The sequence below is a fragment of the Streptomyces sp. NBC_01077 genome, assembly GCF_045162855.1.
Taxonomy (GTDB): domain Bacteria; phylum Actinomycetota; class Actinomycetes; order Streptomycetales; family Streptomycetaceae; genus Streptomyces.
Map to the genome: position 1 here is coordinate 8,832,091 of NZ_CP108669.1, position 13,038 is coordinate 8,845,128.

Sequence of the window (13,038 nt, forward strand, 5' to 3'; positions counted from 1 at the left end):
GCGGCACGAGGCCGGGGCCGACGTACGAGCCCCGGCCTCCGCGACTACGCGTACTCGACCGTCAGCGTCACCGGCGTCGCCTGGTTCACGAAGAGGTACGCCGTCCCGGTCGGCGCCGACGCGAACCCGAGCCGGAACTGCGTGACCCCGCCCCGGTTCAGCGCCGCGAGCGCCTCCGCCGACAGATCCGTCGACACCGCGCTCCCGGCGGAGAACGCGTCGATCCGCGCCGCGCCCGCCACCGACGCCACCGCCGCCCAGTCCGCCGGCTCGACCGCACATCCACCGAAGCAGCCCGTGCGCAGGTCCACCTGGAGCCGGTTGCCCGCCGGCGACGCCCAGGGATCGCCCGAGCCGCTCGACCGGGTGAGGGTCAGCCACGCCCGGGTGATCTCCTTGCCGGCCGGAATCCGCGAGGTGTCGAAGGAGACCACCGACCTGTTCACCTTGCCGTCGGTGCCCCGCCCGAGCGCGAGCCCGTACACGTCCTCCAGGGTGCCGACCGCCGACCCCGAGCCGTCCGCGGCCGCCTTCACGTACCCGTCCTCGGCATCCGTGCTGGACAGGACCGTCCGATCGGCCGTGGGCGGCGGCGTCCCGGTGCCGCGCAGGGCCCGCACCATGCCCATGATCGCCTCGATCTGCTGTCCGCCGTGCCGGGCGTAGGCCGTGTCACCCAGGTAGCCCCACCAGTTCCAGCAGCCGTTCGGGTTCTCCAGTGTGCCGGTCGGTGCCGCCTGCGGATACAGCACGATCATGGCGTTGGTGTCCGCGTACTCGTTCAGGTACGCGCCCTCGACGAACCGGGTTCCGAACCCCTGGTACGCGTACCCCTGCTTGCAGCCGTGCAGGGCCACAAGGAGCTTGCAGCGCGCCCCCTGCGCACAGGACGCCGGGACGTACGCGAAGCCCTCGGCGCCCATCGAGAGGGCCGCCGCCGAGCCGCCCGGCGCGTACGCGTTCTGGTCGAAGCGGATCAGCGAGCCGCCGGTGCCGGAACCCGGCGCCGCGACCGATCCGAAGAGATGCCCGAGCAGCGCCCCCTCCGCGTCGATCCCGCAGTTGTTGAGGAACGGCGTCTGCGTCACCGTGCAGGAGTTGGGGCCGAGCGGAGTGATCCAGGCGTGGCCCGCGGCCGTCGACCGGTTGTACTGGACCCGGGCGCCGAAACGGCCGTAGTAGTCGGCGAGCGCGTCCGCCACCGGCCGCTTCACCGTCGAGTCCCCCGAGCCGCTGAACACGTACACCGGGTCACCGGCCAGATTCGCCACCGGGTCGACCTGGCCCTGCGCCGAACGGTCGCGCGTGGCCTGTTCCAGGGCGGCGAGCTGAAGGTTCTGCGTCGTGTCCATACAGGCGTTGAGCGCGGTGGCGAGCTGGCCGCGCGCACAGTCGTACGGCCCCGAGGCGAAGGCCGCGGAGCCCTCGAACGTACCGGAGTAGGCGACGTGCAGCTGGGTGGCCATATAGCCGCCGGACGACACCCCGGCACTGAAAACGGAGCCGATGTCGTACCCCTGGAGCGTGCCGGGCACCGGCGGGGGAGCGGCGGCCCCGGCAGGGACCGCGGTGGGAAACAGGGTCGCGGCGACGCACAGCAGCAGCGCCGCGAACCGGCGTGACCCGCGGCGACGGGTGGGACGGGGTGAACGCATGGGATCTCCCGGGCGGCTCGTTCCTGACGGAGGGTCGGCCGGGAGGCTACGGGCGATCCGGAGCCCTCCTCCATGGGCGAGGACGCCACAATCCGGCCCGCCCGGTATGGCGGCCCGTCACCTGGCAGCCGCTGCTGGGGCGCCCGGCGCGAGCTGCGAGGATGCCGGCATGGATCACCACGAGGAGAAGAACGGCCGGCTGGCCGAGGCGGTCGCGCTGCGCGAAGAGGGCCGCAAGGACGAGGCCCGCGAGCGGCTCGTCGACCTGGCCGCCCTGCACCCGGACGACGCGGAGATCGCGTACCAGACGGCCTGGGCGCACGACGTCCTCGGTCTGGAGGCGGAAGCCGTGCCGTACTACGAACGCGCCCTCGCGGGAGGTGGCGCCGTGGGCACCGGCCTCGCCGCCGAGGACCGGCGCGGGGCGCTCCTGGGCCTCGGCAGCACCTACCGCGTCCTCGGCCGGTACGAGGACTCCGTCGCCCTCCTGACCGGAGCCGTCGAGGAGTTCCCCGAGGACGGCTCCCTGCGCGCCTTCCTCGCCATGGCCCTCTACAACACCGGACGGCACCACGAGTCGACCCGTCTGCTGCTCCGCCTGCTCGCCGCCACCAGCGAGGACCCCTCCGTACGGCAGTACCGCCGGGCCATCGAGCACTACGCCGAGGACCTCGACGCGACCGAATGACGGGACGCGACGGAGTGACGGGACACCTGACAGCGTCCGGTCAGTCGTTCACCGCCGTCAGGAGCACCACGGAGTCGTCCAGGGCGGTGAGCCCGTGCCGCTCCTTGGGGAGCATCCGCAGCGTGCCCGCCGACAGCTCCTCCGCCCAGCCGGCCGCCGTCAGCTTCACCCGGCCCCGCAGCACCTCCAGGCTCGCGGCCGGAGGAGTGTTGTGCTCGTCCAGGGACGTGCCCGCGGTCAGGGCGATGACGCTCTGCCGGAGCACCCCGTCGTGCACCACCCGCTGGGCGCTGCGCCCGTGCGGCGCGGTGCGGGCCGCGGCCATGTGCTCGTCGGCGAGGGCGGTGAGGTCCAGCTTCATGACTCTCCCTGCGGGGTGCGCGGGCGGATACCCCCAGCCTCCCGTGTGACGTCCGGGACGCAACTCGGGGCCGCCGGTCGTGCGGAACACACGGCCACGAGCCCGCCCAGGGCGACGAACGCCCCGGCGGCGAGCACGGCCGCGGCCCAGCCGTGCTCCGCGTACAGCCAGGACCCGGCGAGGGAGCCGAGGGCCCCGCCGCCGAAGGTGGCCAGCATGAAGACCGTGTTGACCCGCGCCGCCACCGCCCGCCCGATCCCGAAGATCCGGGCCTGGTTGGCCACCTGGCACGAGCTCACACCCACCACCAGCAGATTCGCCCCGGCCACCAGGGCCACGGGGGAGTACGGGGCCAGGCCCGCCACGCCGAGCCCGAGCCCCGTGAGCACCAGCCCGCCGGCGCTCACGACCTGGGCCCCGTACCGGTCGGTGAGCGGCCCGGCCGTCGCCGAGAGCAGGGCGGCGGGCAGGGTCAGCACGCCGAAGAGCCCGGCGGCGCCCGGCCCGTACCCCAGCGGCGGGGCCGCAAGGTGGAAGGCGAGCACCGCCCAGAAGACGCTGAACGCGGCGAAGACACAGGCACCGAGCAGTGCCGAGACCCGCAGCGCGCGGTGGGCCGCCAGGAGCCCGGGCAGCCCGGCGAGGAGCCCCGCGTACGAGGTGTGACCGCGCGACCCCAGCCGTTCGGGCAGTCGGCGGGGCAGGACGAGCAACAGTGCCGCCGTCGCCACGGCGGCCACGAGATAGGCCGCCCGCCAGGTGCCGCTCGCGTCGGTGACGGCGCCCGCGACCGTACGGGAGAGAGTCGAGCCCAGCGTGAGCCCGAGACCGACGAGGCCCACGGCCCTGCCTTGCCGCCCGGGGCCCGCGCGTACCGCCGCCACCGGGGTGAGGATCTGCGGAAGCACCGTCGTGGTGGACAGCGCGAGCGTCGCGAGAGCCAGCGTGACCACGCCGGGCGCCGATGCCGCGACGAGCAGCGCGGCGGTGGTGAGGGCGAGCAGCACCGAGGTCAGGCGTCGAAGCCGCGCTGTGTCGGCCAGCGGTACGAGCAGCAGGATGCCGAGTGCGTACCCGATCTGCGCGGCCGAGGCGATCAGCCCCGCCGTCCGCACCGACACGTCGAGACCCCGGGCGACAGCGGCGAGGAGCGGCTGCGGGAAGTAGATGTTGGCGACGGTGACCGCACCCGCGACGGCGAAGAGCAGGACGTTCACCGGCCGGGCGGGTGCGGTGGACGGGGTCGGGGCGGTGGCACGTGGGTCCACGAAGTCTCTTCCGTACGGGGGAGGGGGATGCCTCCAGGCTCCCCGCCCCCGCCCCGGCGGAACAAGGTGTCATCATGAAACCGGCGTTGAGTCACACTCAACGATCAAAGCGGTCGCACAGGAGGTCCCGTGCTCGAACGGTACGAACTGGAAACGTTCCTCACGCTCGCCGAGGAGCTCCACTTCGGGCGCACCGGCGAGCGTCTCGGCGTCTCCACCGGCCGCGTCAGTCAGACCGTGAAGAAGCTGGAGCGCCGCGTCGGCACCCCGCTCTTCGCCCGCACCAGCCGCAGCGTCGCCCTCACCCCCGTCGGCCTGCGCCTGTACGAGGACCTCCTGCCCGTCCATCGGCAGCTCCGCACGGCCCTGGAGCGCGCCACCGCGGCCGGACGCGGCATCCACGGGAGACTGCGGGCGGGCTTCGGCACCCCCTGGGACGCCGAACTGCTCACGGCCGCAGCCGACGCCCTCCTCGCCCGCCACCCGGGCTGCGAGATCTCCGTCCACGAGGTCCCCCTCGACGGCGGAGTCCGGCCCCTCCAGGACGGCGAACTCGACATCCAGCTCACCGCCTTCCCGGTGCGCGAGCCGGAGCTGACCACCGGCCCCGTCGTCGTCCGCGACGACCGGGTCCTGCTGCTGCCCGCCGCCCACCCGCTGGCCGGACGCCCGTCCCTCGGCCTTGAGGACCTCGCGGACCTGCCCCTGATCACCACCGGCGGTGCCCACCCGCGCCACTGGCTCGACCACCACTACCCCCGGCACACCCCGTCCGGAGCGCCTGTCCCACGGGGTCCGGTCGCGGCCACCTGGCAGGAGGTCCTCTCCCATGTGACGGCGGGCCGGGGCGTCACCCCGGGCGCCGACCGCGGCGGGCGCTACCACCCCCGACCCGGCATCGCCTACGTCCCGCTGCGGGACGCCCCGCCCCTCGAATACGGCCTGGTCTGGCCCACCGCCGCCGACTCCGCCCTTCTCAGGGCGTTCGTGGTGGCGGTCGGCAGCGTGCGGGCCCAGTGACCTGCGTCAGAGATTCGGTGGCAGTAGCGGCGACCGCTCAGCCGGCATTGCGGGGGACGAGCGTGCCCGTCAGATGGTCGTACGCCACATGTGCGTGGAGCCGGACGCCGGTGACGAGGGTGTCGTCGTCCGCGTAGAAGTGCGGGTTGTGATTGGTCACCAGACCACGTCCCCCGGGTACGGGCACCGGTCGCCCCGACGCGTCCAGGGCCGCCTCCTGGACGCCGAGCATCACGTACAGGCCGCCGAAGCGGCTCACGAACTCGGAGACGTCGTCGTACCCGAGCGTCGCCTCCGTCTCCACCACGCGCTCCTCGCCCACCACGCGACGGAAGGTCGGAAGGCCCGCCTCCACCCACGGTCCGCTGTTGTGCACGGGCGGCACGGGCTGCAGGTACTCCGCAGTCGCCGTCGCCCCGAACGCCGCCGCCGAGTGCTCCGCGAGCGTCGTCAGACGCTGCTGGACCTGCGCCATGTCGGACTCCACCGCGCAGCGGACCGTCCCCCACAGCGTCACCGTCTGCCCGACGATGTTGAAGCGGCCGACGTCCTCGACGTGCCCGATCGAGACCGTGACCGGGTCGAAGGCCGAGACCTGTCGGTACAGCTGGCCGATGCCCGTCAGGACCGCCCCCACCGCCGGCATCGGATCGATGCCCTCCCAAGGCGTGGAGCCGTGGGTCTGCTTGCCGGTGACGACGATACGGACGAGGGTCGAGGCACCGTACTGATTGCCGATCCGGTAGCCCACGTACCCCTTCGGATGCGGTGTCACATGCAGACCGAAGGCCATCGTCGGCACCGGGTCGGCGAACGCGCCCGCCTCGACCATCGCCCGCGCCCCGCCCTCCTCGGTCACCGGCGGGCCCTCCTCGGCGGGCTGGAAGACGAAGAGCACCGTGCCCGGCAGCCGGTCGCGCACCCCCGCGAGCACCGTCGCCGCACCGAGCAGTGCCGCCGTGTGGCAGTCGTGTCCGCAGGCGTGCGAGACGGGGAACGGGCCGCCCGGGTAGTCGGCGTCGACCACCTCGGAGGCGAAGTCCGCCCCGCACAGGTCCCGGACCGGCAGCGCGTCCATGTCCGCCCGCAGCGCCACGACCCGCTCACCCGCGACCCCGCCCCGCAGGACGCCCACGACCCCGTGCCCGGCGATGCCCGTACGGACCTCGTCGAGGCCGAGGGAGTTCAGGTGGTCGGCCACCAGGCGGGCCGTGTTCACCTCACGGTTGGACAGCTCCGGATGCCGGTGCAGATGGTGCCGCCAGGCCACCACCTGATCCGCCACCCCGGCCGCCCGCTCGTCCAGTTCGTCGTGAATCTCCTCGCTGCCCAACGGGGGACTCCCTCTCGTTCCGGCCGACGCCGGTCGGCCGCGGTCACGGGACACCTGCCTCACCAGGCTGCCATGCCCCTCCGCCGTACCCGCCCCTATCCGATCGTCACCACGCGCGCCCAGTCCGGCGGTGTGTCCGGTTCGTAGTCGGGATCGTTCTCGTCCCACGAACCGGCGAGAGACCTGGCACGGGGGAACAGGCCCACCACCGTCCGGCACGGCGGCCGGTCGGAGGGCCAGGGCGTCTGGCCGTCCGTCAGGACCACGATGACGTCGGGCCGGGGCCCCGCACGCAGCGCCTGTGCGAAGCCCGTGCGAAGATCCGTGCCGCCGCCACCCACCAAGGGGATGCCCTCGGCGCGGCACAACGGATGCACGGTGCGGGCCGCGGCGTCGCACGACAACACCGTCACCAGGTCGCGGCGGCCGCCCACGGCCCGGGAGATGGCGGCCACCTCCAGGAGCGCGCCGCCCAGCTCCGCGTCGCTCACCGACGCGGACGTGTCCACGATCACCGAGACCCGGGGCGGTCGGCGCCGAAGGCTCGGCAGCACGGCGCCGGGGACCGCCGCCGAGCGCCGGGACGGGCGGCCGTACGTGTAGTCCTGACCCGCGCCGGAGGTGGAAGCCGCCGAACGGACCGCCGCTCCCAGCAGGTCCCGCCACGGCTGCGGCGGGTGGAACACCTCCTCCGCCCACCGCTTCCACCCCTTCGGCGTGCTCCCCGGGCGGCCGTTGACGGCCTGCGCCACCCGGAAACGGACCGCGTCCCGCTGCTGCTCGCTGAGGCCGTGCGCTCCGTCCGGCCCCAGATCCCACTCCCGGCCGAGTCCGTCGGCACCGCTGCCGCAGTCCAGCCAGGCGAGGTGCTGCATACCGGAGCCGAGGCCGATCTGACGCAGGTAGTCCTCCATGAGTTCCCCGCGCGCGAGCCCGAGGGAGTCCGGAGTGACCGCGCCCTCGGGCATGACCAGTCCGTCCTCGAACACGTCGTCGTTGATCTCGCAGTCCGCCGCGATGTTCATCAGCAGCCTGGCGCCCGGGCCGGTCAGACCGCGCTCCCGGGCGACCCGGTCACCGCGCCCGTGGTGGTCGCGCAGGAGGTGCGACACCTCGTGGACCCACACCCCGGCCAGTTCCTCCACCGGTGTCCGGTCCACGAAGACCGGCGAGACGTAGCAGCGCCAGTGCCGGTCGACGGCCATCGTCGGCACCCGCCGCGACTCCACGACGTGCAGGGCGAACAACGCGGTCGCCAGATAGGGGCGGGCCCGGACGGCGAGCAGCCGGGCGGCGAAGAGCTTGTCGCGGTCGAGGGCCTTGCCTGCGCTCACGCCCGCGCCTGTGCTCGCGCCTGTGCTCGCGCCTGCGCCCCCGCCTGTGCTCGCGCCCGCGCCTGTGCTCGCGCCCGCACGCGCGCCCACGCCTGCTCCCGTACGCGCGCCCGTGCCCGTGCTCATCGTGCGGCCGCCGCCGCGGAGGTCGCGCCGTTCACGCGCCTCGCGCCGCTCGCGACAAGGGTCGCCGCCTCGTCCGCACGCCGGGACATCGAAACGGCCCCCGCGAGCCGTTCGATGGTGGGCGGCACGTCCCACTCCTCACGGCGGAGGGCGGCGAGCGCGGTCGCCGGGACGACGACCAGATCCGGTGCGCCGGTCTCCACCGCCCTGGCAAGCAGGGCCCAGGCGGCGTCCCAGCGGGACTTCTCGGGGCGCGCACCGACCGCGGCCACCACACCGTCGAGCGCGGCCTGGCGCAGATCACCCCGCTCCGGCAGTTCGGCGCCGGCCGGGTCGGCGAGCAGCGTCTCGGGGTCCGGGAGGTCCATCCGGTCCAGACTCGCCAGCAGTTCGAGCCCGGGACCGTCCCCCACGGTGCCCCTGACCAGGAGCGACAGCACCTCTCGGGAGGAGCCGGCAGCGGTGGCGAAGGCGATGAGGCACAGGCTCATCTCCCAGCTGCGGGGCGAGGGCCAGGCGCCACCCCGCCGGGCTTCGCCGTTCGGCAGCTGGTGGACGAGCTTGGGGCGGGCGGCGAGGAGTCCGCACACCGCGCGCCTGGCGAAGTCCACGGCCTGCGGCAGGCGCTCCGGGTCGAGCCGGGGCAGTGTCGCCCGCGGCCAGGTTCCGCCGAGGCCCCGGACGACGACGTCGTGGTCGTGGGTCCACTGGAGGTGCACGAAACGGTTGGCCAGCGGCGGACTCAGCTCCCAGCCGTCGGCGGCCGACGCCCGTGGGTTGGCGGCAGCCACGATGCGTACGCCGGGCGGCAGGCGCAGGGCGCCGACCCGCCGCTCCAGGACGAGACGGAGCAGAGCGGCCTGCACCGCCGGCGGGGCGGTGGACAGTTCGTCGAGGAACAGCAGACCGCGGCCGGCCCGCACGAGTCGTACCGCCCAGTCCGGCGGGGCCATCGGTACGCCCTGCTCGGCGGGATCGTCCCCGATCACGGGCAGTCCCGAGAAGTCGGACGGCTCGTGCACGCTGGCGATCACCGTGGTGAGCGGGAGGTCCAGGGCCTCGGCGAGCTGGGTCAGGGCTGCCGTCTTGCCGATCCCCGGCTCACCCCAGAGGAGGACGGGCAGGTCGGCGGCGACCGCGAGGGTGAGGGCCTCCAGCTGGTTGTCGGGGCGTGGCTCGGTGGTGGAGTCGCGCAGCAGGGCGAGCAGTTCGCCGGCGACGTCGAGCCGGGAGGGGAACGGGGACGGGGTGCTCAAGGGCATGGGTGATCACCTGTGGGTTCGTCGTAGGGCAGGAGGACGCGGCCGATACCGGTGGGCGGGCTGATCCCGCTTCGGTCAGCGGGCGAGGGTGTGGCGAGGGTGGGTGCGATGGTGCCGAGGACGGTCGGGCCCGGGCAGGGCACGGCCCGGGCCCGGGCCGTGGAGACCCGCCCGGTAGAGCCCGTACGTGATCCGCCGCCGGGCAGCCGCTTCCAGCACGTCCCGCAGCGCGCCGTTGCGCAGTACGGCGTCGGGACCGAGCAGGCCCTCGACGACGGCGAGCGCGCCGGCCGTGTCGCCGTGGTCCAGGCGTTCGCGGACACCGGTGAGGCAGTCCGGACGACGGTGCGCCTCGTCGATGGCCTGAAGGCAGGGGAGGGGAGGCCCGCCGAGCGCGACCAGGAGCTCCTCCCGCCGGATCTCGGCAGGGGCGTGGTCGAGCGGAGCCAGTACACCGTCGGACAGACCGATCCGATGAAGGAGTCCCCGGCACTCCACGTGACGCGGCTGACCCGGCGGGTCCGCGGCCGGGGCCGGCCCGGCCGGCCGGAGGTCGGGCACGAGGGCCGAGGCGACGAGTGGGTGCAGCCGTCCGGCCTCGATCAGACCGGCGCGCAGCAGCTCCAGATCGGGCAGCACCCAGGTCGCGGCGTCGGGCAGGACGGGCAGCACCTGCGATGCCGACGCAGACATCGCAGCAGGGGCAGGCGATGCCGAAGCCGATCCACAGCCCGTCGTCACGTCGAGGATCACCTGCTGCCGCGCCGCGAGCCGCACGCGGACGCGCCCGGAGTCCCGCCCTTCGGCCCGGAGCAGGATTCCGGCCTCCGCCGCCCAACGGTCGACGGCGCGGCCAGGTGCTTCCTCGTTCGGCGACGGCGGATCCACGGACGGCCACGCGTCGGCCCCGGAGCGGATCCGCAACTCGTCGCTGCGCTGCGCGTCCCAGAGGTGGCGGTGCAGGTCCAGTCGGTACCGCCCGCTGGCGCTCGGGTGCGGATGGCGGCGCTCGCCGGGTGCGGAGCGCGACCGGTCCCACAGCGCGAGGCTCATCCGCTGTCCGGCGTCCGCCCAGGCGGGCGCCGTCCGCACCACGAGGTACACCGGGTGGGAACCGTCCTCCCCGGAGACGTCGTACCGGGCCAGCGGAACGGTGAGTCCCGGGCGCAGGACCCCGTCGGGGGCGCACCTCGGCATGTGCCAGCGCAGCAGGTCGGGAGCGAGTCGCCGGAGATCCGCCCTGACCAGGGCGGCGAGTTCCCGCCCGTACGCGTGGGCGGCGGAACGCAGGTCGAGATCGACGTCGACGCCCGCAGCGGCGCAGGCGCCCGACCAGTCACCGGCGGAGCGGCGGAGGCCGGCGGTCTCGATCATGGAGGGCGGCACGGCGAACTCGCGCACGCGCTGCCAGAGGGAAAGGCGGGTTTCGCCGTTCGCGGTGTGAGTGAGCATCAGCACTCACCTTGCGCGGACGGGACCCCCGATCTGATAGCAGAGTAGGTCGTCATCACGATCATCGTATCGAGGGGTGTGCGGCGGGGCCAGATGTTTTTCTCCGCAGGGAGCAGGCGCCGAGCCGCTCACCGCGCGGAGGCTTCGCCGGCCCAGCCGACCCGGCCGACCCAGGCGGCCCAGCCGGCGAAGCCTCCGCGCGGTGCTCCCTAACCCGCGCCCGATGCTCCCTAGCCCGCGCTCTCCGCGTCCGGACCGCTCCGCGCGATGATCGCCGCCGTGTCCACCCCCGCGGGCAGCGTGCCGAAGGCGAGGCCGCGGTCGCCGTCGAGCCGGGAGGCGCAGAACGCGTCCGCCACCGCCGGATTCCCATGACGTACGAGCAGCGAGCCCTGCAGCACCAGGGCCAGGCGCTCGACGAGCCGCCGCGCCCCGTAGGCCGCCGCGTCCGGGTCGCCGAGCCCCGCGAGGTCCTTGCGGAGGCCCGCGATCGCCGCGTCCAGGCGCCGGTCGGCGCCCGCGCCCCGGTCGACCTCCGCGAAGAACGCCTCCACCGCCTGCGGCTGACGGGCCATCGCCCGCAGCACGTCGAGCGCGGCGACGTTGCCGGAGCCCTCCCAGATCGACGGGAGCGGCGACTCCCGGTAGAGCCGCGGAAGGCCCGATTCCTCGACGTAGCCGTTGCCGCCGAGGCATTCGAGGGCCTCCGCCGCGTGCGCGGGCGCCCGCTTGCACACCCAGTACTTGGTGACCGCGAGCCCGAGCCGCCGCAGCTGCTCCTCCTCCGCGTCGCCCCGGGTCGCCCGGTCGACCGCGCCGGCCAGGCGCAGCGCCGCGAGGGTGGCCGCCTCCGCCTCAACCGCAAGGTCGGCCAGGACGTTCCGCATCAGAGGCTGGTCGACGAGCCGCGCCCCGAACGCCTCGCGGTGTGTGGCGTGGTGCACTGCCTGGACGAGCCCGAGGCGCATCCCGGACGCCGAGCTGATGGCGCAGTCGAGCCGCGTCATGTTCACCATCCGGATGATGGTGGCCACCCCGCGTCCCTCCTCGCCGACCAGTCGGCCGAGAGCACCCTCGTACTCGATCTCGGAGGAGGCGTTGGACCGGTTGCCCAGCTTGTCCTTGAGGCGCTGGAGGCGGATCGCGTTGCGGCTGCCGTCCGGCAGGACACGGGGCACCAGGAAGCAGGAGAGCCCGCCCGGCGCCTGGGCGAGCGTGAGGAAGACGTCGGACATCGGCGCCGAGGTGAACCACTTGTGGCCGGTGAGCGCGTACTGGCCGGGCTCGCCCGTCGGGACGGCCCGGGTGGTGTTCGCCCGGACGTCGGAACCGCCCTGCTTCTCGGTCATCGACATTCCGGCGATGATCCCGCGCTTCTGCGTCGGCACCCGGAGCCCGAAGTCGTACGACGCGGAGGTCAGCAGTGGCTCGTACACCTCGGCGAGTTCCGGCTGGGCGCGCAGCGCCGGCACCGCCGCGTACGTCATGGAGATCGGGCACAGGTGCCCGGCGTCGGCCTGTCCCCAGACGAACACCTTCGCCGCGCGGGCCACATGCGCGCCCGGCCGCTCGTCCCGCCAGGGCGCGCCGTGCAGCCCGTGCCGGACGGCCACGTCCATCAGGTCGTGCCAGTGCGGGTGGAACTCGACCTCGTCGATCCGGTGGCCGTACCGGTCGTGGGTGTGGAGCACGGGGGAGTGGCGCTCGGCGAGGCGCCCCCACTCCTGGGCCTGCTGGCCGCCGGCCCGGGCGCCGAGCTCGCGGACCTCGGTCTCGGCCCAGCCCGCGCCCTCCCGGCGCAGCGCCTCCAGCAGTGCGGGGTCGGCGGAGACGTCGTAACCGGTCAGGGGCGGTACCTGGTTGGTGACCTCATGCGTGGTCGGCATCGGGGACTCCCAGTGCTCGCAGGGTGAAGGTGACGAGTGCGGGTACGGTGCCGGGCCCGACGGACCCCTCCGCCAGCGGGCCGACGAGCGCTTCCGCGCCCGCCCCGACCAGCGCCGAGGCGGTCAGGACCGGGTCCTGGGGCGGCAGCTCGCCCGAGCGCACGCCCTCCTCGACGCGCGCGGCGAACACGTCCCGGAACGCGCGCCGGAAGACCAGCCGCTCGGCGTCCACGGCCGGGTCGACCGGCTCGGCGAGCAGCGCGTAGGCGAGGCGCGGCGACTTCAGGGCGCGCAGGGCGAAGGTCTCGATGACGGCGACCACCCGCTCGGCGGCCGAACGGTGCTCAGGGCGCCCGGCCGCCTCGGAGACGGCCGCGACCTCCCGGCTCACCACGGTCCGGAAGAGCTCCACGGAGAGCTCGGCCTTGCTGGGGAAGTGGCGGTACACGCTGCCCGTGGCGATTCCGGCGCGGGCCGCGACGGCCGCCACCGTGCATCCCGCGTATCCCTGCTCGGCGAGCAGTTCCCGGGCCGCGTCGACGACGGAGGCGCGCTGGGCGTCGAGTCGGGCCTGGACGGCGGGGGTGCGTCGGTAGGGCATGGAAGAAGTGAAGCAGTGATTCACTCCTTCATCAAGAGGCGGGACGCGCCGG

Annotated in this window: 11 protein-coding genes; 2 read left to right on the forward strand and 9 right to left on the reverse strand. The window is 74.2% G+C overall.

The window, feature by feature from the left end:
* Nucleotides 1–44: 44 nt before the first annotated feature.
* Complete coding sequence (locus tag OG462_RS39555; protein WP_406065536.1) at nt 45–1,655, reverse strand: PHB depolymerase family esterase; 1,611 nt, start codon at nt 1,653–1,655, stop codon at nt 45–47.
* A gap of 169 nt (nt 1,656–1,824) precedes the next feature.
* Between OG462_RS39555 and OG462_RS39560 the strand changes: the two genes are divergently transcribed.
* Nucleotides 1,825–2,343, forward strand: a complete 519-nt coding sequence (locus OG462_RS39560; RefSeq protein WP_406065538.1) for a tetratricopeptide repeat protein — start codon at nt 1,825–1,827, stop codon at nt 2,341–2,343.
* 40 nt (nt 2,344–2,383) lie between these two features.
* On the opposite strand, the gene OG462_RS39565 is transcribed toward OG462_RS39560, so the two are convergent.
* Both OG462_RS39565 and OG462_RS39570 read right to left on the reverse strand, forming a co-directional pair.
* Nucleotides 2,384–2,704, reverse strand: coding sequence for a cupin (locus OG462_RS39565; RefSeq protein ID WP_406065539.1), 321 nt, complete (start codon nt 2,702–2,704; stop codon nt 2,384–2,386).
* The gene (locus OG462_RS39570) at nt 2,701–3,972 is read right to left on the reverse strand and encodes an MFS transporter (RefSeq protein ID WP_406065541.1); all 1,272 of its coding nucleotides are present in this window, start codon (nt 3,970–3,972) and stop codon (nt 2,701–2,703) included. The genes OG462_RS39565 and OG462_RS39570 overlap by 4 nt, the downstream gene beginning before the upstream one ends.
* A 129-nt stretch (nt 3,973–4,101) precedes the next feature.
* Here OG462_RS39570 and OG462_RS39575 point away from each other — a divergent pair, with 129 nt between their 5' ends.
* Nucleotides 4,102–4,992 (forward strand): LysR family transcriptional regulator, encoded by an 891-nt coding sequence (locus OG462_RS39575; RefSeq protein ID WP_406065543.1) that lies wholly within the window; start codon nt 4,102–4,104, stop codon nt 4,990–4,992.
* Nucleotides 4,993–5,029: 37 nt separating this feature from the next.
* Here OG462_RS39575 and OG462_RS39580 read toward each other — a convergent pair whose 3' ends face one another.
* The 6 genes from OG462_RS39580 to OG462_RS39605 form a co-directional block, all read right to left on the reverse strand.
* Nucleotides 5,030–6,325: a M20 family metallopeptidase gene (locus OG462_RS39580; RefSeq protein WP_406065545.1), complete on the reverse strand. Its 1,296-nt coding sequence runs from the start codon at nt 6,323–6,325 to the stop codon at nt 5,030–5,032.
* 95 nt (nt 6,326–6,420) lie between these two features.
* Nucleotides 6,421–7,785 carry a DUF2201 family putative metallopeptidase gene (locus OG462_RS39585; protein WP_406065547.1) on the reverse strand — a complete coding sequence of 455 codons (1,365 nt, stop codon included), beginning with the start codon at nt 7,783–7,785 and terminating at the stop codon, nt 6,421–6,423.
* Nucleotides 7,782–9,047, reverse strand: coding sequence for an AAA family ATPase (locus OG462_RS39590; RefSeq protein WP_406065549.1), 1,266 nt, complete (start codon nt 9,045–9,047; stop codon nt 7,782–7,784). Before OG462_RS39590 ends, OG462_RS39585 begins: the two co-directional genes overlap by 4 nt.
* A 75-nt stretch (nt 9,048–9,122) precedes the next feature.
* A complete protein-coding gene (locus OG462_RS39595; RefSeq protein WP_406065551.1) occupies nt 9,123–10,499 on the reverse strand; it encodes a hypothetical protein in 1,377 nt (458 codons plus the stop codon).
* Between the two features lie 230 nt (nt 10,500–10,729).
* Nucleotides 10,730–12,385, reverse strand: coding sequence for an acyl-CoA dehydrogenase family protein (locus OG462_RS39600; protein WP_406065553.1), 1,656 nt, complete (start codon nt 12,383–12,385; stop codon nt 10,730–10,732).
* Entirely contained in the window at nt 12,369–12,986 is a 618-nt protein-coding gene (locus OG462_RS39605) for a TetR/AcrR family transcriptional regulator (protein WP_406065555.1), read from the reverse strand. Before OG462_RS39605 ends, OG462_RS39600 begins: the two co-directional genes overlap by 17 nt.
* Between the last annotated feature and the right edge of the window lie 52 nt (nt 12,987–13,038).